This window comes from Pseudomonas sp. BF-RE-22 (assembly GCF_019956155.1).
In the GTDB taxonomy this organism is placed as follows: domain Bacteria; phylum Pseudomonadota; class Gammaproteobacteria; order Pseudomonadales; family Pseudomonadaceae; genus Aquipseudomonas; species Aquipseudomonas migulae.
In genome coordinates, this window is sequence record NZ_JAHBDD010000026.1 from 35,495 (window position 1) to 57,193 (window position 21,699).

The 21,699-nt window shown below is 61.2% G+C and carries 15 protein-coding genes; 4 read left to right on the forward strand and 11 right to left on the reverse strand.

Features of this window, described 5'->3' with window-relative positions; translation table 11 throughout:
• Positions 1-88: 88 nt before the first annotated feature.
• Genes KGA82_RS15300 through bcsQ form a run of 9 tightly spaced genes read right to left on the reverse strand, consistent with a single transcriptional unit; the run spans position 89 to position 14,839 of the window.
• Positions 89-1,231 (reverse strand): alginate O-acetyltransferase AlgX-related protein, encoded by a 1,143-nt coding sequence (locus tag KGA82_RS15300; RefSeq protein ID WP_223451061.1) that lies wholly within the window; start codon positions 1,229-1,231, stop codon positions 89-91.
• An 11-nt stretch (positions 1,232-1,242) separates the two neighbouring features.
• The gene (locus tag KGA82_RS15305) at positions 1,243-2,658 is read right to left on the reverse strand and encodes an MBOAT family O-acyltransferase (protein WP_223451063.1); all 1,416 of its coding nucleotides are present in this window, start codon (positions 2,656-2,658) and stop codon (positions 1,243-1,245) included.
• Between the two features lie 18 nt (positions 2,659-2,676).
• On the reverse strand, positions 2,677-3,345 hold the full coding sequence (locus KGA82_RS15310) for an alginate O-acetyltransferase AlgF (protein ID WP_223451065.1): 669 nt from the start codon (positions 3,343-3,345) through the stop codon (positions 2,677-2,679).
• On the reverse strand, positions 3,342-3,965 hold the full coding sequence (locus tag KGA82_RS15315; RefSeq protein WP_050562986.1) for an SGNH/GDSL hydrolase family protein: 624 nt from the start codon (positions 3,963-3,965) through the stop codon (positions 3,342-3,344). The genes KGA82_RS15310 and KGA82_RS15315 overlap by 4 nt, the downstream gene beginning before the upstream one ends.
• A 54-nt stretch (positions 3,966-4,019) precedes the next feature.
• Positions 4,020-7,997, reverse strand: a complete 3,978-nt coding sequence (locus tag KGA82_RS15320) for a cellulose biosynthesis protein BcsC (protein WP_223451069.1) — start codon at positions 7,995-7,997, stop codon at positions 4,020-4,022.
• On the reverse strand, positions 7,973-9,208 hold the full coding sequence (gene bcsZ, locus KGA82_RS15325) for a cellulose synthase complex periplasmic endoglucanase BcsZ (RefSeq protein ID WP_223451070.1): 1,236 nt from the start codon (positions 9,206-9,208) through the stop codon (positions 7,973-7,975). Before bcsZ ends, KGA82_RS15320 begins: the two co-directional genes overlap by 25 nt.
• Complete coding sequence (bcsB, locus tag KGA82_RS15330) at positions 9,208-11,481, reverse strand: cellulose biosynthesis cyclic di-GMP-binding regulatory protein BcsB (RefSeq protein ID WP_223451071.1); 2,274 nt, start codon at positions 11,479-11,481, stop codon at positions 9,208-9,210. The genes bcsZ and bcsB overlap by 1 nt, the downstream gene beginning before the upstream one ends.
• Positions 11,481-13,703, reverse strand: coding sequence for a UDP-forming cellulose synthase catalytic subunit (gene bcsA, locus KGA82_RS15335; RefSeq protein WP_008039607.1), 2,223 nt, complete (start codon positions 13,701-13,703; stop codon positions 11,481-11,483). The genes bcsB and bcsA overlap by 1 nt, the downstream gene beginning before the upstream one ends.
• On the reverse strand, positions 13,700-14,839 hold the full coding sequence (bcsQ, locus tag KGA82_RS15340) for a cellulose biosynthesis protein BcsQ (protein WP_223451076.1): 1,140 nt from the start codon (positions 14,837-14,839) through the stop codon (positions 13,700-13,702). Before bcsQ ends, bcsA begins: the two co-directional genes overlap by 4 nt.
• Positions 14,840-15,338: 499 nt before the next feature.
• Here bcsQ and KGA82_RS15345 point away from each other — a divergent pair, with 499 nt between their 5' ends.
• Positions 15,339-15,704 carry a tryptophan synthase subunit beta gene (locus tag KGA82_RS15345; protein ID WP_192226609.1) on the forward strand — a complete coding sequence of 122 codons (366 nt, stop codon included), beginning with the start codon at positions 15,339-15,341 and terminating at the stop codon, positions 15,702-15,704.
• A gap of 96 nt (positions 15,705-15,800) precedes the next feature.
• Here the strand turns inward: KGA82_RS15345 and lapD are convergent, their stop codons facing one another.
• Both lapD and lapG read right to left on the reverse strand, forming a co-directional pair.
• Complete coding sequence (gene lapD, locus KGA82_RS15350) at positions 15,801-17,747, reverse strand: cyclic di-GMP receptor LapD (RefSeq protein WP_223451078.1); 1,947 nt, start codon at positions 17,745-17,747, stop codon at positions 15,801-15,803.
• Between the two features lie 14 nt (positions 17,748-17,761).
• A complete protein-coding gene (gene lapG / locus KGA82_RS15355; RefSeq protein WP_192226605.1) occupies positions 17,762-18,454 on the reverse strand; it encodes a cysteine protease LapG in 693 nt (230 codons plus the stop codon).
• Between the two features lie 193 nt (positions 18,455-18,647).
• Here lapG and KGA82_RS15360 point away from each other — a divergent pair, with 193 nt between their 5' ends.
• The 3 genes from KGA82_RS15360 (at position 18,648) to KGA82_RS15370 (ending at position 21,699) form a co-directional block, all read left to right on the forward strand.
• Positions 18,648-19,358 carry a GntR family transcriptional regulator gene (locus tag KGA82_RS15360; RefSeq protein WP_008039600.1) on the forward strand — a complete coding sequence of 237 codons (711 nt, stop codon included), beginning with the start codon at positions 18,648-18,650 and terminating at the stop codon, positions 19,356-19,358.
• Between the two features lie 638 nt (positions 19,359-19,996).
• Complete coding sequence (locus tag KGA82_RS15365; RefSeq protein ID WP_008039599.1) at positions 19,997-20,773, forward strand: DUF3050 domain-containing protein; 777 nt, start codon at positions 19,997-19,999, stop codon at positions 20,771-20,773.
• Positions 20,770-21,699: a diiron oxygenase gene (locus KGA82_RS15370; protein WP_223451080.1), complete on the forward strand. Its 930-nt coding sequence runs from the start codon at positions 20,770-20,772 to the stop codon at positions 21,697-21,699. The genes KGA82_RS15365 and KGA82_RS15370 overlap by 4 nt, the downstream gene beginning before the upstream one ends.

A 21,699-nucleotide genomic window follows, 5' to 3' on the forward strand; every position in this document is an offset into this window, starting at 1 on the left:
AGCCCGCTCCCACCTTGACCGTGTCCGTCAGGACTACTCGGTTAACTGTGGGAGCGGGCTTGCTCGCGAAGAGGCCATCAGCCCCACCTCACTTTGCCCAATCAATCACTTCACTGTAGGGCGTCTGCAAATCCCGCTCGGGGATTTCCCAGATGATCAGCTTGGGCGGCGTCTGTTTGAACGCCGGGTTGTTGAAGTAGCCGTTGGCGCCACCGGAAAACTCGCCGCCGTCCTTGGCGAAATTGCCGATCGGCGCACCCAGCGCCTGCTGCAGGAATCCCGCGAAGTTGGAGTTGCGCGAGAACGAGGTTCCGATCAGCGCCACGTTCGGCAGGTTGTCATCGCCAAACAGGTCGTCGAGGTTATCGCCGCCGCTTTGCGCTGCGGCCGCTTTCTCGCTGATCCGGGTGGCCGCCACGGTTTCCGGGGCCGGTTGCAGTGCCACCGGCAGCCATTCCAGGCCGGCAAGCCTGACCAGGTCGCCCGGACGGCGCGCCGGTTCTTGCACCTGCGCCTCGAAATCTTTGTGCGGCGTGGCGCTGATGCCCATGCGCTGCACCTGCGTGGCCACGGCTTTTGCCGCGGCGGCGGCGCCTGTTTCGCTCCAGTGGGTGTCCGTGCGCAGGTACGCGTCAGCGCCCAACGGTTGCAGGCTCGGCGCCAGGTCCACAGCAGCGACACCGGCCTTGTTCAGCCCATCGACCCACGCCGCAGCGCGGTCCTGCAACATCGCCGGGCGACGCAGGTCGCACAATTGCATCTGGGCGATGCGGCTCTTGTCCGGCACCACCGCCACCAGCAACGTGACGCCGCGTTTGGCCAGGCGTTGCTGAAGTTCACGCACCACGCCGGCCTTGGTGTCGGCATTGGCGTGGGCGTGACGGTTGATGCGCATCTCATCGGTCAGGAACAACCAGCCGGCACATCCCGAGCGCACCCGCGGGCCGGTATCGTGCAGCGCCAGCCAGCTTGCGCCGCGCTCCAGATTCGCCGCTTGCTCAGGCACTGACGCCTGCGACAACTGCTTGGCGATCTTGTGGGTGATGTCGCCTTCCAGTGCGGCCTGACGCGTGAGTTTTGGCGGCACGAACTCGACTTTGCCGCTCGCCAGCAGCCAGGCGCAAGAGGCGAAACCCAGCGCCAGAAAAGCCACGAACACGACGCCCGACAGCTTGCTGATGCGGGCGGTACGTTCGCAGGGTTGAGCCGGTGCGGGAGACGAAGAAGTCATGGGCGCGGTCATCAGAACTGAAAGTACAGAAAGGGTACGGCTTCACGGCTCGCGATCAACGCAAACGAAAGCAGGAACCCCGCCACCGGCCACAGAGCCGTGACCGGAACGAACAAGGCATGACGGGCGAACCGCTGCTCGACTCGGCTTTGCAGGAGCGGCGCGAGAATGCACACCACGCCGAGCAACGCTGCCAGCCCATGCACCGGGCGCAGGGTCACCGCCAGCGCATCGCCCAACGCAAAGCCATGCAGGCCAAACTGCCCGGCATACATCGTCAGCGCCGAATGGAAATCCGGCGCGCGGAACAGCGTCCAGGCGAGGAACACGAACAGCAGCGTCAGGCTGTGCGAGAGCAACGGCGGAATGTTTGGCAATCGGGAACGGGACCAGAGGCGATCAACGCACAATGCGACCCCGTGCGCCGAACCCCACAACAGGTAATTCCAGCTGTCGCCGCCGTGCCACAGACCGGCGATGGCCATGGTCAGGAACAGGTTGCGATAAGTCTTCCACGCACCGTTGCGGTTGCCGCCAAGGGCGATGTACAGGTAGTCGCGCAGCCAACTCGACAGCGACAGATGCCAGCGCCGCCAGAAGTCCTGGATGCTGCTGGCCAGGTACGGCCGGTTGAAGTTTTCCGGAAAGTGAAAGCCCAGCATCAGGCCCAGGCCGATGGCCATGGCGCTGTAGCCGGCGAAGTCGAAAAACAGTTGCAGCGAGTAGGCCAGGCAGCCAATCCAGGCGTCGACAAAGGACGGGTTTTCCAGGTGGAACGCGACATCCACCAGCGGCGACAGCGTATCGGCCACCAGCACTTTCATGCACATGCCGATCATGAATCGACGTGCACCGAGGGAGAAATTCTGCCAACTGAAATACCGCTGCGTCAGCTCTCGGCGCACCCAGTCATAACGAATGATCGGGCCAGCAATGGAGTGGCCGAACATGGAAATGTACGTGGCGTAATTGATGAAACTGCGCTCCACCGGCACGGTATGCCGATGCACATCCACCAGATAGGAAATCGCCTGCAGCACGATGAACGACAGGCCCGCCGGTAGCGCCACCCGCTGCCATTCCAGCGGCATCGCCCCGTAATACGTGATCAGTTCACTCCAGGTCCCGGCGAGGATGTTGGCGTATTTGTACCAGCACAACACCGCTGTGTTGAACACGATCAACGCGATCAACAGCCGCACTCGCCCGCGGGAGCCGTCCGGTGCGCGGGCCACCAGCAGGCCGCCCACCCACGCCACAATCGTCAGCACGATATGCAGCGTCAGGAACAACGGGCTCAGCCAGCCGTAGAACAGCCAACTGCCGAGCAACAGGATGACATTGCGCCAGGCCGGTCGGCCCAATGCGTAGACCAGCAGAAACGCTGGCAAAAACAATGTCAGGAACTCTAATGAGGCGAAGACCATGGCGGCGCAGAGATCCGATCAGTGGGACAACGAGTCCGTGGCGTTCAACAGACGCGGTCCTGCGGCCGACGGCACCAGCAGCACGCTGTAGCGCTCACCCGCTTTGAGTTCCCCCAGATCCAGCGGCCCGCCGACGTTGGCGTTGGCGCACACCAGTTGCACCGACAGGCTCACCGGGTTGATCGAGCGACGCTGCAAGCTGTCGACCGGCACCGCTTTGAACAGGTCGGCGGTACGCCCGGCAGGACGCAGACTGGCATCGGCGCACGAAGCGTCGACGTTGAAGAACGCCAGCGACGCTTTCAGGCCGTTGAAGTCGTCCGGCTGCTCGCGCACCGCCACTTGCTTGATGCCTGCACCGTCCGGCAACACCAGCACGGTCGCGAATTCACCGGGCTCGACTTTCAAATCCATGGCCAGTTTTTGCGCACCGCTGACCAGGCTGCCCTTGATCGGACTGCTGGCCTGCACCGGGAAAAACAACGATACCGGTGCGGCCACTTCAAGACGCAGCGGCGGTTGGCCGGCCTGAGCGATCACGTCCAGCGGCGCGGTGACGGTGTTGACGAAGCGGATGAACGCCGAATCTTCGGCCGGGCCGGTGGGGTACAACGCCACTTCGGCGTGGGCCAGGGTACTGATCGACAACACCGGGACGGCCGCGAGCGCCGTGAACAGCTTGATCATTTCTTGGCTTCCTTGACGGCCGGGGCTTCCAGCAGAGCCTTGCTGATGTCAGCACTCCAGGTTTTGTAGCCCGGCGCGGTCAAATGCTGACCGTCCACCGTGGCCCATTGGCCCGGCTTGGAGAACTGCAGCGAGTCGATGTAGCTGCACGGCGCCACGTTGGCGGCGAGGAACTTGGAGGTCATCTCGACCCGGGCAAATGTCTTGCCGTACTTGCCGCCTTCGGTGCCCCAGTTCGGGCCGACCCACGCGCAACGGGTGCCGTTGGCCGAGATTTCCTTGGTCAGCGCAGTGGTCTGCTGCCACAGCCAGGCTTTCGGGAACGCCGGTTTGGTGTAGCTGGCCATGGTGTCACCCATGACAATCAGCACCAGGTCCGGTTTGTCGGTGGCCAGCAACTGGCTGATCGGCAAGGTCGCGGCTTTACCGCCCAGCACCACGGTTTTTTCCGTGCCACGACGCTCGGCGCCACCGCAGGTGCCCGGCGTGGCTTTGAGCCAGTCACCGGCATTGGCGCCGCAAATACCCAAGGTATGCACGGTCGCACCCTGGGCAACCAGGCTGTCGTGCAGGGAGGAAATCAGATAGTCAGGCGTTGCCAGGTGGCTGTCGCCAATCATCAAAATGGTCATGCCTGCCAGAATCGATACTGCCACGGTGCAAACTCCTGCTGCTTAATTCGAATAAGGGGAACGGTAAGGGCTGACCGGCATCGCCATGCGACCGGTGAAGTCTTCAAACATGTACCGCAGGTACAAACCACCGGTGAATTGCTTGTAGTCCTGGGCGTTGTCCAGGCCGAAGCTGCCGCCCAGGAAGACGTTGTCGCCAAAACGGTACTCGGCGGCCGCATTCAGGTTGTAGCCGACGCCTGTCTTGTTCTGTCCCGAGTACTGGGTCGGCACAATGATCCCGGCCGTGGCGTACTGCTGCGAGACCTGACTCAGCACGCTCTGCATGTCGCTATCATTCGGGAAGTACGGCGTCGCATCCTGCTCGATGTGCTGCACGCCGACCGAGCCCTTGACCGAGTAACTCAAGCGATCGGTGCGTTGCGACCAGCCAATCGGCACGCCGATGGAAAAGAAGTTTTGCGGGCTGAAGTAACCGCCGTTGCCGTAGGTGAAGTTGCCCTGGTTCTTGTCGTAGCTGATGCCGGTGAGGCTCAGGCCGGCGGTCAGCTGACGGCTATCGTCATTGAGCAAGTACCAGTAGACACCGGTGCCGGCCTCGGCACGGCTGTTGGATTCGACGTGGTTGCCCACCAGTTTGTGCAGGCCACCGTAGCCATAGACGCCGTAATCGCCATTGTCATAGCTGAGCTGCAAACGCCCGCCATTGGCGGTGACGCCGCCCCATTCCAGGCCACTGCGGGCGTCTCGCGCACCGGCGAAAGACACCAGGCTGTCGGTCACCGGGCGCCGCGACAGGCTCAGGCCGTAGCGGAAATCGCTGCCTTCGGTGAACGAGCGATCAATGCTGATACCACCGACCACGGTGCTGTAGAGGAAACCCATGGGGCTTGCGCCAAGATCGGTTTTCAGCCCCAGCGACGGGTTCTCGTAAGCCACGGCCAGGCCGACACCCGTGTCCTTTTGGCGCCCGATCGGGCCGCTGATCTGATTACGCAGAAAATCGGTCTGGACCGGGTCCGTGTTGTTCGCCAACTGGGCTTGCAACGCGGCCATCTGCTGCTCATTGAAACCACCGAAGCGCGACTTGGCAGGATCACTGATGCCACCGGCGTTCAGCGACACCGGCGTAACGCGCAGCGCCAGACGGTCATCACCCAGCGGCACACTGATTTCCAGCGGCGTTTCGACGTCGGTTATTTTGCTCAGGCCCGACTCGCTGTCATTGCTGCGGATGGTCACGCCTTGAGTGACACGCGGGCTGCGCTCCTGATCAATCTGGTCCAGCGCACTTTGCATCGCCTGGCGGGCTTCTGCCTGCGGGTCCGTCGGCTTGGCCGGGGCCCGCGCGGGTTGCACAGCGTAAGCGCCAGCGCTGCCATTACTCGCCAGGGCATTCGATAGGGCCGGCTCGGCCTCATCCGCCGCCTGCGCAACTTGCACCTGCGCGGGCGCCGGAATTTGCGACAGCGTAGCCTCGGCCAGCCGCGATTGACTGCGCTGGCCAGCCTTGCCCACGAACGGGTTGGCAGCCACGGTCCCGGCAAACGGATTGGCGTCTTCCTTGCTCGGCGCTTGCAGTGCCAGGGCACGTGCATACAGCTGCGCGGCCTTGGCGTTCTTGCCTTGGGCGCGATACAGACTGGCGGCGGTGGCGAGAATCGGCGCGTCGTTCGGCGCCAGTTCCAGCGCCTTGTCCATGGCTTTTTCAGCGCCGCGATAATCGCCGGACTGATTCAAGGCCTGGGCCATGCCGATCTGCAGCTGCGGATCATTCGGCGCCTGGTCGAGCAGCGGTTGATACAGCTCGATGGCTTTTTTGGCGTTGTTGTTGGCCAGGTACATGCGCGCCAGCGCGCCAACCGCCAAGGGGTCGTTCGGACGCTGAGCCAGCGCCGGCGCGAGCGTGTCGTAGGCCGCCACGAGGTCGCCCTTTTCCCGCAACAGATCGGCCTGACGCACGGTGTAGAGGTACAACAATTGGTCGTAACTGCGCTGATCCGCCGCCGCCAATGGCTGGCTTTGCAGCTCGTGCAGGATCTGATTGACCTGCACGTCGTCACCGGTCTTCAGCAGCACGCCGGCGTACGCCAGGCGCAGCGACGCTGACGGTGTGCTGCTTTGTGCCATGGCGTTGCGCAGCATCGACAACGCGTGTTCGGTATCACCGGCATCGACGTACGCCGAGGCCAGCATGCCCAATGATTCGGGTTTGCCGTTGGCCGCCAATTCGGCACGACGCAGCAACGTGATGGCTTGGCTGCGGTCACCTTGTTTGGCCAGGGTAGAGGCCTGGCTGGCCAAGGATTGCACCTGAACCTCGTTGGCCAGTTGTTGCATCGCCGTGCTGCGCTGGCTCACCGGGATGCGCTCCAGTGTGCTTTGCGCGTTCGACCACTCACCCAACTGGCTCGACAGCAACGCGCTGACGTACAGCGCATCGACGCGTTGCGGATCGGCCTTAAGAAGCTCCGCCATGGTCTGCCGGGCTTTGTCCGGGGCCTTCGCTTGCACGTACAGACGCGCCAGGTCATAGCGCGTCCAGACATTCTGCGGGTCGTTGCGCACGGCTTCCTGTTGCGCGGCAATCGCGCCGTTGAGGTCGCCGCTGCGCTCGGCATTTTTCGCCTGGCCGACCGCGACGGCGGCACGCAATGGCCGCAAATCGCCAAGGCGTTTTTGCTGGGCCGGGTTCAGCCCTTCGATCATTCGCAACCCTTGGCTGGCCTGACCGTTTTGCGCCAGCACGGTGATCAGTCCCAGCAGGGCCGCAGGGTTGTCATTGTCCAGGGTCAGTGCCTGACGATAGCTCGCCTCGGCATTGTCCAACTGGTTCTGCTCCGCTTGCACACCGCCCAAAGCGACATAGCCTTCGACTTGTCGCGGCTTGCTGGCGATGGCCTGTTGCAACAGGCTGCGCGCCCGCACCAGGTCATGGTCGGATTTGGCCTTGTCAGCCTGGCCCAGCAGATCCCAGTAGCGATTGCTCTCCAGCGCCGCTTGCCAGCGCGGGTTACCGCCACGGCCGGCGGCACGCTTGAGCAGTTCATTGGCGTCGCTCAAGCGGCCCTGACGCTGACGAACGATCCCCAGGCCGCCCAACGCGTCGGCGTCCTGCGCTTGTTCTTTGAGTCGTGCCAGAAAGGCTTGCTCGGCGACATTCAACTGGTTGTCCTGAAGCGCCTTGAAACCGCGTGCCAGGTTCGGATTCTGCTGGGCAGCCACGGCAGCCGTGCCACGGCTGTTCATTTGCGTGCGAATCTCGGCGTCATCCGGATTGGCCTTGAGGTACTCCTCGAACAACGGGATCTCCGCCGCTCGTGGCGAACCCAGCCACACCAGCCCCTCGCGCCAACTTTCGGTAGCCTCACCGCCCAGTTCGGGCAGGGTCGACAGCTGACCCAAGCGACGAATACCGTCGGTACGTGTCACTTCGTTACGCAGCAGCAGCTTGGCCAACACCAGTTTGATCTTGGCGTTGTCCGGGCTTTGTTGCAGCAAACGCTCCAGGCCCTGGCGCGACTCGGCCCAGCCACCGGTCGAGTAACCGAGGTAGTTGTAGAACTCCAGGCCCAGCTCCCCTTGAGGTGCCTTGTCCGCGAAGATCTGCCGATAGATCGGCATGGCCTTGTCCAGTTCGCCCGCCGTTGCCAGCAGGCGCGCCTGCTCCAACTGATCGAGATTGCTGCCGCTTTGCAAGGCGATGGCTTGTTCCAGCAACAACGTTTGCGATTCGCCGGGATGGGATTGCTTGAGCTGATCCAGGTAGCGATTGGCACCCGCAGGGCGGTTGGCCTTGAGCTCCAGCAAGCCCAGACCGTAAATCGCATCGGCTTGCTGCGGATCGATCAGCAGCAGTTTTTTCCAGGCTTCGGTGGCCCGGACCTGGTCACCTTGTGCCTGCCAGTATTGCCCCTGTTGCAGCAGCGCCTTGCCGGCACCATTGAGCTCGGCAAAGCTGCTGCTGTGGATCAGGGCGGCGAAAACCCCGAAGGCTATGGCGTGACGGCGCGCTGGCATTGCTTCTCCCACATCGGTTGCAACTTCCCGTGATCGAGGAAGTGGTAGCGGTTGTCCATGTAGCCCAGCGAAAACAGGCTCAGTACAAAAAAGTAATAGGGTGGCTGCTTTGCCTGGACCGCTTCGGCGGTCAGGGTCTGGGCCATCAGTTGCTGCACGCGCAAGGCCTGTTGCTGTTGCAGCGACGCATTGCCCAGCGCTTTGAAATACGGCAGCAGCGCGGCGGAAAAACCGAACGGGCCGGCACCGCTGCGCTGACCGCTGAGCACCTGGACTTTCTCCGGCGGCACACCGTCGGCGAGCGTGGCGGCGAGCATGCCGCCCAGGCTGCCGAGCAACGGTTTGCGCATCGGGTCCTTGACGGGCATCACGCCCGCCCACAGGTACGTGCGGATCGCATCGTAACTGCCCAATTCACCCTTGACCGGGTCGACGATGAACTCGCCCTTGCCCGGCCCGGTGCGGCGATAACTGACCCAATCGGCAACGAAGCCTTTGTAGCTGACGGCCTTGATCAGGGTCGCGGTGTTCGTGGCGATTTCCGCCCACGGTCCGTTGCGATCGATGTCGGCGAATCGGCGCAGCACCGGAATCGGCAGATAGCTGGGGTTGAGCTGCCACAGCTCAGGCTTGTTGAGGTCGGGTTTGATAAATCCGAACTTTCCCGGCATCAGCATTTTGCCCAGCCCCGGCAGGTCCTCGACCTCCTGGGTGACAACGTTGTGCAGGATCTGGCGCGCCGCCTGGGTGTAGGCGTCGCTCTGCCAAAGTCTTCCGGCTTCGAGCAACGCGTAGGCGAACCAGAGATCGGCGTCAGACGCCGAGTTGCTGTCCAGCAGGCGCCAGTTGCCCTGCTCGTCCAGGCCCCAGAACCAACCCGGCAGATTGTTCTTGATATCGCCCTGGGCGAGGTTGTCCTGACTCCAGCGCCACAGCTTGTCGAAGGTGACCCGATCATTCGCCACCAGGGCGAAGAACATGGCGTACGACTGACCTTCAGACGAGCTGTGACGTTGCGGCGTGCTGGCGTCCAGCACACGCCCGTCGGGTTGCACAAAGTGCTCGACGAACGTCTGCCACAACGGCCAGGTCGATGCCTCGCAACGTTGCGCCTGGGCGGTGGCGGGCAGCAGCCATGCCAGCAGCAGCGTCGACAGCGCGATCACGGCGGCACGGCACGGGCGTTTATGGGCGAAGGCGGGCACGCTCATCACACGTCAAGACGTCGTTTGGCGCGGGCACGCAGCGACACGTACGCCAGACCACTGAGCAGCACGATGGCCAGCCCGGTCAGCGCAAACATCCAGCCCACATGCCGCGACAACATCCATTGCACGTACTTGAACGGCCCGAGTTCGCCGACGTAGTACTGCTCGTCCGCCACCAGCGCTTCGATGGATTTGCCGCGAACCACCACCAGGCTGCCCTGGATCGACTGGGTGTATTCCTCGCCACCGACCAAGGCTTTGGTCGCTTCGGTGAGGCCTTCCGGCCGGTCGCTGGCAATCACCACGACGCTGCGACCGCTCTTCAGCGGCGACTCGAAACCGGTCAGGTACGTGCTGCGCTGCCCGCCGGAAAACGCCATGGCCAGCCGTGCCTTGCGCTGGTTGGCATCCGGGTCGGGGCTGAACCAATCCCGTACGCGCATGGGCAAGTCGGACAGTTCGAAACGTTGCTTACCGTCATTCCCGGCCGCCGGCAGACGGTCGGCCCACTGGGTCAGCAGCGGCTGGTTGGCACCGGACGCCAACACCAGCAGATCCTTGTCAGCAGCCGCAGCGACCTGCGCCGCTTGCGTCACCTGTACGCCGGTGGCCGGGTAACCGGTGGACTGACCAAACCGTCCGAGCACCGTGAGGTAGGCGTCCAGGTCAGTAGCCCCGGCGTTGTCCGGCAGCACCACGGCGGTTTGCGACAGGTCGGCCAAACGGGTGAACGGGAAGCCTGCATCCTTGAACACGCCGAGGTTGGGCATGGCCATGAAGTGGTCGTAGCCGCGCAGGTCCAGGGTCGATTCCGGGTCCACGCTGCCGCGCATGTTGTCGATGATGATGTCGCCGCACTCGCCCTGTTTGATGTAATCGAACATGTAGCGCAGTTGCAGGCGCGATTGCAGGGCGACCGAGTTCAACGGCAGGCGCACACGAACTTCGCGGGCCAGGCTGTCGTTGGTCTTCAGCGCGCTGAGCACACCGCTGTCGAGTTTGTCCTGGGACGGCAGGTTGCGAGACTGAATCAGCCCGTCGTTGAAGCTGACAATGAACGACGAGTTGGAGGATTTCTCTTGCGGGGTGTAGCGGTATTTGAGGTCCAGCGGTGCGCCTTCGTCGCGCCAGGTGAACAGGTCTGGCGGGAAATTCAGCGGCACGGTGATCTCGCCGGGGTTGTAGCCGGCGACATTCAATTGCTTGGCCGCAATCAACTCACCCAGCTTGACCGGACGATCGGTGGGCAACCAGTTCGGTGCATCGTACGGCTTGCGTGGCTGCACGTTGTCGAGATGGTCGATCACCACGCGGCTGCCCGACAACGCCTGACTGCCCAGCACCAACGCCGTCGCGGCGCGCTTGAGTTCCGCCCCGTCGCGACCGGTGATCACCAGCAATTTGCCGTTCGCATCGTTGGGATTGCTCATCAGCGTCAGGGTCGGCCCTGTCGCCGCCGGCAGCGTCAAACCACCGAGTTGCAGCGCATCAGGACCACTGAGCAGCACCACGGCATTGCCGCTGGCCGGCAGTTGGTTGAAGCGCGAGGAAAACACCGCGCCGCGATAGCTGGCCTGGGCGCCGAACCACGACGACAGTGCGCCGGCGGCTTCCAGGGTGCTGTTGTCTGGCGCAGCGGCAAACACAAACGGCAAGCTCAGCTGACGCGCATCCCGACGGTCGAAAAACGGCAACGGCAGGATCGCCAGATCGTCCGGCAAGGTCAGTGGCGACACTTGAATGTCGAGCTGACTGTTGTTGCTGATCCTGGCCCACAGGCTGGAGTGCTGCGGGTCTTCGCAACTCATCGAATAGTGGCCGACGAACTGCAGGCTCAAACGGTTGAACTCGGTGATCAGGTGAGCGGGAATCTCCACCACCTGTTTTTGCATCGCCCCGGCGTTTTCCTTGGGCAATGGCAGGCTGGCAGCCACCTCATCGTTGACCATCACGTTGATCTGCGAAAGGTCGGCCAGCAGCGCAGGGGAGTAGGTGTATTGCAACGTCAGGTGCGCGCCGGTCACGATCGCATCGGCGCGCACGTCGAAGTTGACGCTGTCGGCGGACTCGACGCCGCGCAGGGTCATCGGATAGTTCCGGCCCAGCTGCTTGAGCGTCAGGCTGTAGTTGCCGGCACCTGCCGTGGCACTGGTCGCCGGCGCCGTTTCGGCGAACGCCGCGACACCACTCCCCAACGCCAGCAAGGTGCAGGTCGCACGAGCCAGAGCGCGACGAACGCCGCGCAGGTTACCGACAGCGAAAGACTTCGAGTTCATCACTTGTCCAGAACGTTTTCTAAGAGGGGTGGGGGTGGACGACGGTTGCGCAGCCATGCCCGCGCTTCCAGGACCGTGGCCTTGAAGAGTTCGTAGATACCGCGCAGGCCAATGGCACTGACGTCACGCAACGCCACCAACGGCGTGTCGACCTGACCGCTGCCCCAGGTCGACGCCCAGGTGTCGGCGCGCGAGAAGGTCAGGCGCACCAGTTCGCTTTGCTGGCGCAGCGTCAACTGATCGAACTGCGCGCCCAAAACGGTGCCGCGACTGAACACAATCACCGCCGGGAACACGCTCAGGTGTTGATTGCGAAACAGCGAGATCTGCACCCGCTCGCCCTGGGGAACCGTCACCCCGTCAGGCAAACGGAAGCCCAGGCCTTTTTGCGAGAAATCGAGAGTGGTGCCTTCGATGACACTGCCGTCGGCACGGGTCAGGCGCATCGGCAACGCCGCCGCAACCCGCGGCTCGGAACGCATCTGCCGGGTTTCACTGGCCACCGCCACCGAGGCGCTGGTGATGATGATGTTGTAAACGGTCCAGGCCAGGTTGATCAGGATCGTGGTCGCCGCATCGTCCGCGCCCTCCATCAGCTTCACTACACCGATGATCATGCCGACGACGTTCAAACTCAGCAGGATGATGTAGGGGCGCGCCAGCTTCCATTCGAAGTACTTCTTGTCGATGATCCCGCCCTTGTCGGTCACGTTGAAGCCGCCGAACTTGGGATTGACCAGCGCCATCAGCACCGGGCCCATGATGTACCAGGCCAGTACCGTCTCGTAGACCTCGTTCCAGAACGAATGGCGGAACCGCCCCTGAATGCTGGAGTTGGTCAGGCTGGCGTGAAGGATGTGCGGCAGCACATAAGCGGTGATCATCAAGGCCGAGGCGTGGTAGATCCGCGCGTCGAAAATCAGAAAGGCCAGCGGCGCGGTAAGGAACGCCAGACGCGGCAAACCATAGAAAAAGTGCAGCATCGCGTTCACGTAGCACAGACGCTGGCCCAGGCTGAGGCCCTTGCCGAACAGCGGGTTATCGGTGCGAAAAATCTGCGCCATGCCCCGTGCCCAGCGAATCCGCTGGCTGATGTGGCGTGACAGGCTTTCCGTCGCCAGGCCCGCCGCCTGAGGAATGGCCAGGTACGCAGTGTTGTAGCCGGCACGGTTGAGTTTGAGCGCCGTGTGGGCGTCTTCGGTCACGGTCTCGACGGCCACGCCACCGACTTCCAGCAACGGTTCACGGCGGATGACGGCACAGGAACCGCAGAAGAACGTCGCGTTCCACAGGTCGTTGCCGTCCTGCACGAGGCCGTAGAAAAGCTCACCTTCGTTCGGCACGGAACGGAAGGTGTCGAGGTTTTTTTCGAACGGGTCAGGGGAGAAAAAGAAGTGCGGCGTTTGCAGCATCGCCAGCTTGGGGTCCTTGAGGAACCAGCCGATACTCACCTGCAGGAAAGAGCGCGTGGGCACGTGGTCGGCGTCGAAAATCGCCACGAACTCGCCACTGGTGACCTTCAACGCTTCATTGAGGTTGCCTGCCTTGGCGTGGCGGTTGTTGTCACGAACGATGTAGTTGACGCCGATCTGCCCGCAGAACTCGCGGAAGTCTTCGCGGCGCCCGTCATCGAGAACATGCACGCGCAGCTTGTCGCGAGGCCAGTCGATGGCCTGAGCGGCGAAGATCGTGACTTTGACGATATCCAGTGTTTCGTTGTACGACGGGATGAACACATCGACCGTCGGCCATTCACTGGGCGGGCCGCTCATCAATATCGGTTTGCGGCGCAGTGGCCAGGCGGTCTGGATGTAACCGAACACCAGCACGATCATCGCGTACAGCTCGGCCATGACCAGGCCGTAGCCAAACAGCATGTCCAGCCAACCTTCGAAACCGAGGGTGGACGTCAGCCGCCAGTACAGGTAGCGCAGGGACGCCGTCAGTGACAAACCGATCAGCACCATCACCGTCAGGCGCCCCGGAATCTTGCGCAGCACCAACGCGGTGGCGAAGCAACCCGCCGCAAAGAGGCACTGCGAATACAGATCGAACGGCACTGTGATGATAAAAACAGCCATCAGCGCGCACATCAGCGTGACGCCGAGGATCAACGCTCGACGCAATGCCTTGGGCAAACTGTCTACGCGTTCGGACAGCGCCTGCGCCCAACGCTGCGATCGCGTCAGGGCTTCGGTATCGGGAGCTGAGGCTGTAATCACGAAGCGTACGACTCCGCGATATCCATCGATTTCAGTTGCGCCTTGAGCGTGTCACTCAGGACTCGCATGTCTCGGCAGGCCGGGGAAAAGCCCGGTTCCAGCAACGGGTTTTGACCGTACGCCAACGCCTCACCGATGCTGTGATCCAGCGCCACGGCCCCCAGCAGATCATTACCGAGACGGCGCTTGAGCACCTCTTGCATATCCCGGCAAAACGCTCGGGAGGCGTCGAACTGATTGATCACGTAATTGCACTGCGGAGCCTGCCCCCGGGCCTTGCGTTCGTCGAGCAAGCGCTGCATCGGGTCCAGTGTCAGGAAGCACGCGGCGTCGGCGGTCACCACCACCAGCACCTGATCAGCCACCATCAAGGCCTGGTCCAGGTAAGCCGTACGACCCGGTGGTGTGTCGAGAATCACCACGTCGTTTTCGCCCAGCGCCATGTTCGCCAACTGACGGGCCAGCCAGAATCGATCGTTTTCCAGATAGCGTTCCAGCGTCCGGCGCTCATCTTCAGTGACCGCACCATAAGGCAGCAACAATGAGCCTGCCGGCCCGGCCAACAGCAGTGAATTCCAGTTTTCACCCTGCAGGCTGGCGTTGGCCATGCCCGCCACATCCGGCTCGGCACCCAGGTGATGCTGCAAGGCGTTTTGCGGATCGAGGTCGATGGCCAGCGTCTGACCGTGCTCAACCCGCAACAGGGTAGCCAGCGCCGAAGCCAGGGTGCTTTTGCCAACACCGCCCTTGCCCGATATCAACGCGATGACATACGCCTTGGTTTTGCTCGGACGGCCATGAGGCAGCACCTGGCGCAGCGCCTCTTCGTTGCGTGCCTGCGCTTCTGCCTGACGCGCCAGCGCGACCTCGGCCAGTAAATGGCGAAGCGGCGCAGCAACCTGGGGGATTTTGACGGGCGGCAGTTCAGCCTCAACATGTATCGCACGTTCGACCGGTGCGGCTTCAACCACCTCAATAGCGGCCTGAGGGGCTTCAATCACCACGGACGCAGGCGTAGTCGGCACCAGCGCCAACGGCTTTTCTTTGTAGTCAAAATGGCTATCGAATTCGAGATAGCTGTCCGCACTTGCCCCGAACCTGTTGAACAGGTTCGATATATCGTCTGTACGATTCATAGACTGCCCGAGGCGCTTACTGAGATAGAACACGAAGCTCGTGACGGTCCGTCGAGGTGAGCCACTAAAATGATATCGTCAATATTTTGAACTACACTAGCGTAATACTTAATCGCGATCAAAATTATTTTTTAATCGCCATTTTTTTGACTTAGCGCTGTTTTTTTGGCTGCAGATCTCTGCATGCATTCACCGAAAAAACGGCTCGACCGGACGGCGCGCGATTATCCACTCAAGCCTGAACGGCCGCTCATTTTGGCGCCGAATGGCAGGCTCATTCAGTCGCTGACAACATCACGAACACAAGTAACAACGGAGCAATAAGCGGACCATTTACCCAGGCAATTAACGAATAGACGTTTAGTTGTTTCGTATATATCTTTTAAATCAATTAGTTACTTAGTTCATAAGCATGTTTTGCCACGGTTTGACATCCAGCCACCGCTCCGTTGGCTATGCTGCTGACAGACCTATGCGGGTCATTCATGAGGGATGCTCTATGTTCTACGTGCAACGCAATGCAGACGGCCAACTGATGCGCGTGGAAACCGAGGCCTATGCCGGGTCTACCGAAATACTCCCGGCCGACCATCCCGATCTTCAAGCCTGGTTTGCCAGCGAAGTCATGGCGACCAGCCACAAGCAACTTCAGCAAATCAAACAACTCAAGCAATTGAGACAAAGTGACCTGGACATGATCCGGGTACTCGACGACCTGATTCAGGTGCTGACCGATAAGGGCGTGATCCGCGTCACCGACCTGCCGGCCGCCGCACAGGCCAAACTGATGGACCGGTCACAGGCCCGGGAAGCGTTGGGTGGGTTGAGTAATCTGGTGGATGAGGATGATTCGGGGTTGATCTGATCCAACCTTTGTCGTTTTCTGTGCTGACGCCATCGCCGGCAAGCCGGCTCCTACAATGTTTACCGGGTTGTTCGCGATGGTGATCTTCAGATCTGATCACTGCCAGGGCTTGGGCTCACCAATCAACTGCCCCTGCACACCGTAAATCCCCATCTCGCGAATCACCGCCAGCTCCCCATCCGTCTCGACCCGCTCGGCAATCAACGGCAAGTCGATGCTGTGCGCCGCCCGCTGAATCGCCTCGATGAACAAACGCTTGTCGCTCTCCTGATCAATCGCGCGGATGTAAACGCCGTCGATCTTCAAATACGCCAACCCGAGCCGTGCCAGGTTGCCGATCATGCTGAAGCGCCCGCCAAAGTGTTGCAGGCTCAACGAGAAGCCGAGTTCACGTAGGCGCCGTGTCAGCTCTTCCAGCTCAGCCTGCTCTGGCAGTTGTTCCTCACCGATTTCCAGCGTCAGCCGCGACCCCAAACTGGAATGCGCACGCAAAATATCGAAGAGTTGACTCAGCGCCTGCGGATTGGCCAGCGTCGCCGAGGACAGGTTCAGCGCCAACGACGCTTCATGGTCGGCCATCTGCTCGAGCACCCGCTCCAGCATCAGGCGGTCCAGGCGCGCGGCCCAGCCGAAACGCTCAAGCCACGGCAAGAACCGGCCGGCGGGGATCGCCTGGCCCTGCTCGTCGATCAGGCGTGAAAGCACTTTGTAATGCAGCACCCGCGTCGTGTCCTGACTGGCCACCACCGGCTGGAAATACAGCTCGAAGCGCTGCTGACTCAGCGCCAGATCGAGCAAGCTGTGCCAGGCATGATGATCATCGCCGACAGGGGTCGACGTTGCGCGGTCCAGGCACACCCATCGGGAATCGCCCTGGCCTTCGGCCTGCGCCAGTGCCTGATCCGCCAGCCCGAGCACCGCTTGCGGGGCATCGCCATACACAAACGGCGCCAGCCCGATGAAAGCCACGGCGGCCACGTCGGTGGCGCCGGTCGCATGCAGGGTGACCAAGGCGCTGTCGAGGTTTTGCGCCAGTTGCAGCGCTTCTGCGCGCAGCAATCCCGGCGCCAGCACGGCAAATTCACCACCACGGATCCGCGTGACAAGGTTCAGTGTTTCGGGGTATTTGGCGCACTCGCGGGACAGTTGCTCGCCGACCGCGATCAACAAATCATCGGTGTGTTGACCGCCCAGACGCTGATTCAGCCCGGCGAGGTCCTTGACCCGTAGCAGCAGCAAATAACCCGAACTCGCCTGCTCCGGATTGCTCACCCGCGCGTTCAATTGCATCTCGAAATAGCGCCGGTTGGCCAACCCGGTCAGGTTGTCCTGATAGGACTCGGCGCGCAGTTTTTCACTGCGTTCGGCCTGCTCCTGGAACAACGCCTTGAGCTTCTCGACCATCTGGTTCATGGCCTGCACCACCCGGCGCAATTCAGGTGTGCGCGGCAGGTCCGGCAGGCTGAGGAATTCGCGGCGGGCAATGGCGTGGGATTGCTGGACCATGTAGTCCAGCGGTTTCAATTGCCGACGCAACAGCAACGCCCCCAGCGCCGCACTCACCGCGCCGCAAAGCAGCAACCAGCCGAGACTGCCCAGTGCGCTCTGCCAAAGCTTGGCCAGCGCGAACATCGGATGGCTGACCACTTCGACCCGCGCAGCCTGCTCCCAGCCACGGCTGACAATCGCATCGCCGCCCGCCGGTTCCAGGCCGATCAGTTTGATGAACCAGTCCGGCACATTGGTGACCGCCGGGATGCCGTTGCGTTCGACCAGCGTCTTGTCGTTCGACAGATCGACCACGCGGATGCTCGCGTAGTAACCGCTGTCGAAGATCGAGCTGACCAGCAGCTCGACCATCGCCGGGTCATCGATGTTCGGCGTCAACGACAGCGCCAACGCCGTCGCGGCGTCCTGAGCGTGGGAGCGCAACTGGTTGACGTACTGGGTGCGCGAGCTCTCGAGGCTGACCATGAAGCTGCCGGTGAAGGCGACCACCAGGAACAGACAAATAGCGATCAATAGCTGTTTGAACAAAGACATCTGAGCGCGTGCTCCTAGTTAATCGTTTCGACCGGGAATCCTTCCGCCTGCATTTTCTTCAACACATCCTGCCAACGGGACAACCGCTTGGTATCGCCCACTTTCTTGTTGCCCTTGGCACCCGGCAACCACAAGCCTTCGGCATTGAAAGCGTAGACGGGCAACAGATCGGTACGTTGGCTGGCGGGCTTGATCGCATCGATCAGGCTGTCGAGCACCAGCGGCATGGCGTCGGGGCTGGCGTAGTAGGTCAGCACCATGTGCGCGCGATTGAGGCTCAGGGCCTTTACGTAAGTAATGCGCAACTTGTCACTGGAAACGCCGAGGCGGCGCAGGCTGAAATACTTGGCGATGGCGAAATCTTCGCAATCACCGGCGCCTTTCCACAGGGCTTCGATCGGGGTTTCCCAATAATCGACCTCGTGCCACAGGTCGATGTCCTCTTCATAGCGCATCTGTTTGTTGAAGAATTGGTTGACCACATTGAGCTGGTCCAGCTCACTGAGTTGCTTCTGCGTCGCCAACAATTGCTGCCAGGCATCGATGCGCTGCTGACCCTCGCCCAATGGTCCGTACAACGCCTGCGCCCGACGGCTGATCAGGGAAAAATCCCAGTCGGCGTGCAGGCCGCCCGAAATGACACCGGCCAGCAGCAACGCGCAGCACAACCAGCGCAAGGTCCGAGGGATCGCGAAACGTGCCGCCAATGCGAGGCATCCAGGGTGGGCAGGTGGAATCGATTGATGTTGAAGGTTAGCCTGTTAAATAACAATGGCACGGTGAGATCACTGCGGGCCGACTAAACTTGAAGTGTGACCCTGTGTGCGTTTGACAACCTGTCAGGCAGTCACTAGTGTCCTCTTGGATCCAAATTATCTCAGTCATTCAGGGTGCGTTGTAGTGACACAGAAGCCCAACCCTCTCAGCAGTATCAAGGTCAACGGGCCGATTCCCGCGCATTTGGCCCGCTCGGTCATCGAAGAGACCCTGCGTGCCGCCATTCTCGATGGTCGCATTCCTTGCGGCACGGCCCTTCGCCAACAAGACCTGGCCGACCTGTTTGGTGTCAGCCGCATGCCGGTCCGTGAAGCCTTGCGCCAGCTCGAAGCCCATGCACTGCTTAACGTGGTCGCCCACAAAGGTGCGGTGGTCGCGCCACTGGTTCAGGGCGACGCCGTCGAGACTTACGCATTGCGCATCCTTCTGGAGTCCGAAGCCCTGCGCCTGTCGATCCCTTTGCTCACCAACGAAGACTTCGAGCAGGCCGCCCGCTACATCGACGAACTGGAAACGGAACACGATTACACCGAAATCGGCCGGCTGAACCGCCTGTTCCACATGTCGATGTATTGCAAGGCGCCTAACCGTCGGCTCTTGAGGCTGGTCGAAGACGGACTGAACGAAGAGGAACGCTTCCTGCGCTTCAACCTGGAAGCCATGGGCCTGGGCAAACTGTCCCAGGAAGATCACCGTGCGCTGCTGCGGGCGGTGGAAGACCGCGACATCGAGCGTTCGGTGAAGCTGCTCGAACATCACCTCAACCGAGGTGTCGAGGTCATCACCCGCTATCTCGAAAGCCCTGAAGCGCAAAGCAGAAAAACCTCGAAATAAATCACCCCGGCAACGGCGCGAGCAGGTCGACCTGCTCGCCCGCGCTTGCCGCGCCTGCACATCCTTTCTGCCAAACCCGCCCCTTGCACTGACCCTATGACGCGTCGGTGATAGCGGCTGCCTTGATTTACGCTCACTCTTGGGCTGCCAACGAATAACAAACGGGCGACGCACCGCATGAGCGGCGCAGTCCCCGCATCAAGAACCTAAGGAAGGAGTCTTGCCACGGGAAAGGAAGCATCGGCGTCCCGGCCAACTTCCACCCCTCAAATCACACTAACGATCACCCTTAGAAAGTTGCTTCGAGTGAGGCATTCACTCTTTATTTCGATTTCGACTTATATAAGCCGAAAGGAGCAACTACGCCCAAATAAAACTTATTCAAAAAGTCTTATTGGAACTTGTCACGCTCGAAAAAGTTAAACTTTAAAATAGTATAAAAATAACTTGCCCAGCACTTTATTCGTGTATTAGTTTTTCTCCGCCACTACTGGCTACTGGCTGCAACCCCTTAGCCATAAGGCTTATATGCAACTAATACCGATCAATTCATTTGAGGCATCCGCTCGCCATCAGACTTTTTAAATCACTCATTACTTATTGATCACACCTCACTCCGGACCACTTATAGGCTCGCCATGAAATCGACTAAAGACCGTCTTAATCAGAAGAAAGCAGAACTTAGCGCGCACCCGATTTTCTCTGAAATACATTCGCTTTCGGTACTTCAACGTTTCATGGAATCCCATGTGTTTGCGGTATGGGATTTCATGTCGCTGACCAAGCGCCTGCAACAGGAGCTGACCTGCGTTCAGTTGCCCTGGCTGCCGCCGAGCGATCCGCAGGCGGCGCGCCTGATCAACGAGATCGTGCTTGGTGAAGAGTCCGATGATCGTCCGGCCCACGGCCATTACAGCCATTTCGAGTTGTACCTCGATGCGATGCGCGAAGTGGGGGCCAGCACGGCCGTCATCGAACGCTTCGTGGCGCTGCAGCAAGAAGGCGTGAGTTATGACGTGGCATTGCAGAGCGTGGACGTTGACCCGGCCGCTGCGCAGTTCGTGCGCCACACCTTGCACACCGCGCTGCATGCACCCGGCCACAGTGTTGCAGCGGCATTTTTGCACGGTCGCGAGAGCGTGATTCCGCAGATGTTCCAGCGGATTCTCGACGATTGGGGCATCGGCATCGAGCAGGCGCCGACCTTTCGTTACTACCTGGAACGGCACATCGAAGTCGATTCCGAAGACCACGGCCCGGCAGCGGAAAAACTCCTCGCGAGATTGGTCAATGGCGATCCGCAACGCGAAGAAGACGTCTACGCCAGCGCCCTCGCCGCCGTGGAAAGCCGCATTGCCCTGTGGGACGGCCTGCGTCTGAGCATGAGCGAGCCGTTGGCGGAGGTGAACGCATGAACGCCGCCGACTACCAATCCTTCGCCGACGCCTGGGAAAGCCGCGCGACCATCCGCACCCGACCGCGCCGCGTGCTGGAGAACGACGAAAAGCTGATCTACCCGCTCAGTCGCCAACCGCTGGTATTGAGCGAAACCTTTCTGCGCGAATGCCCGGAGCAACGGGATTTCGCCCTGGTGCAGACGCTCTACAAATTCATCAACGACGTGGTGATTTTCGAAACCGAGATCGTCGACAAAACCGCGCGTAGCATCGCCAAGAACCGCTTTGCCGTGACCTTCCCGTTTGCCTGCCGGTACGACGCCATGACCGTGGTGGTGGACGAGGATTATCACGCGCTGGTCGCAATGGATTTCATGCAGCAAACCGTCGCCATGACGGGCATCACGCCCATCGGCCTGCCGGATGAAATCGAACTGAGCCGGGCGATTCCGGCCGCCGTGGCACTCGCACCGGAACACCTGCGCAGTGCCGTGGAATTGATCTGCGTGGCCATCGCCGAGAACACCGTCACCGGCGACGTGGCGGCGTTTGCCAAGGACGACACGGTCAAGCAATCGATCAAGGGATTGATGGCTGACCATCTGCTCGACGAGGGTCGTCACTCCGGCTTCTGGGCGCGGTTGGTGCGCATCTACTGGCACACCGCAAGCGAAGAAGACCGCCAATGCATCGCGCAGATTTTGCCGGTGTTCATCGGCCATTACCTGACCAACGACATTCAGAAGTCGTTCGACTTCCGCCTGATCGATTCCTTGCAGATCAGCGAAGCCGCGCGCGCCGCACTCAAGCGCGAGGTGTCGGGACTGGCCTTCCCGATCAACCGCCATCACCCGTTGGTCGCCAACATCGTGCGGTTTTTCCGCAGCAGTTCGCTGCTCGATTCGCCGTGCGTTCAAGAAGCCCTGAGCGACTACCTGGTTTAA

Excerpts from the sequence above, each read along its gene's own strand:
- KGA82_RS15300 (WP_223451061.1), bottom strand. The coding sequence starts at position 1,231 with ATGACTTCTTCGTCTCCCGCACCGGCTCAACCCTGCGAACGTACCGCC.
- KGA82_RS15305 (WP_223451063.1), bottom strand. The coding sequence starts at position 2,658 with ATGGTCTTCGCCTCATTAGAGTTCCTGACATTGTTTTTGCCAGCGTTT.
- KGA82_RS15310 (WP_223451065.1), bottom strand. The coding sequence starts at position 3,345 with ATGATCAAGCTGTTCACGGCGCTCGCGGCCGTCCCGGTGTTGTCGATC.
- KGA82_RS15315 (WP_050562986.1), bottom strand. The coding sequence starts at position 3,965 with ATGATTGGCGACAGCCACCTGGCAACGCCTGACTATCTGATTTCCTCC.
- KGA82_RS15320 (WP_223451069.1), bottom strand. The coding sequence starts at position 7,997 with ATGCCAGCGCGCCGTCACGCCATAGCCTTCGGGGTTTTCGCCGCCCTG.
- bcsZ (WP_223451070.1), bottom strand. The coding sequence starts at position 9,208 with ATGAGCGTGCCCGCCTTCGCCCATAAACGCCCGTGCCGTGCCGCCGTG.
- bcsB (WP_223451071.1), bottom strand. The coding sequence starts at position 11,481 with ATGAACTCGAAGTCTTTCGCTGTCGGTAACCTGCGCGGCGTTCGTCGC.
- bcsQ (WP_223451076.1), bottom strand. The coding sequence starts at position 14,839 with ATGAATCGTACAGACGATATATCGAACCTGTTCAACAGGTTCGGGGCA.
- KGA82_RS15345 (WP_192226609.1), top strand. The coding sequence starts at position 15,339 with ATGTTCTACGTGCAACGCAATGCAGACGGCCAACTGATGCGCGTGGAA.
- lapD (WP_223451078.1), bottom strand. The coding sequence starts at position 17,747 with ATGTCTTTGTTCAAACAGCTATTGATCGCTATTTGTCTGTTCCTGGTG.
- KGA82_RS15365 (WP_008039599.1), top strand. The coding sequence starts at position 19,997 with ATGAAATCGACTAAAGACCGTCTTAATCAGAAGAAAGCAGAACTTAGC.
- KGA82_RS15370 (WP_223451080.1), top strand. The coding sequence starts at position 20,770 with ATGAACGCCGCCGACTACCAATCCTTCGCCGACGCCTGGGAAAGCCGC.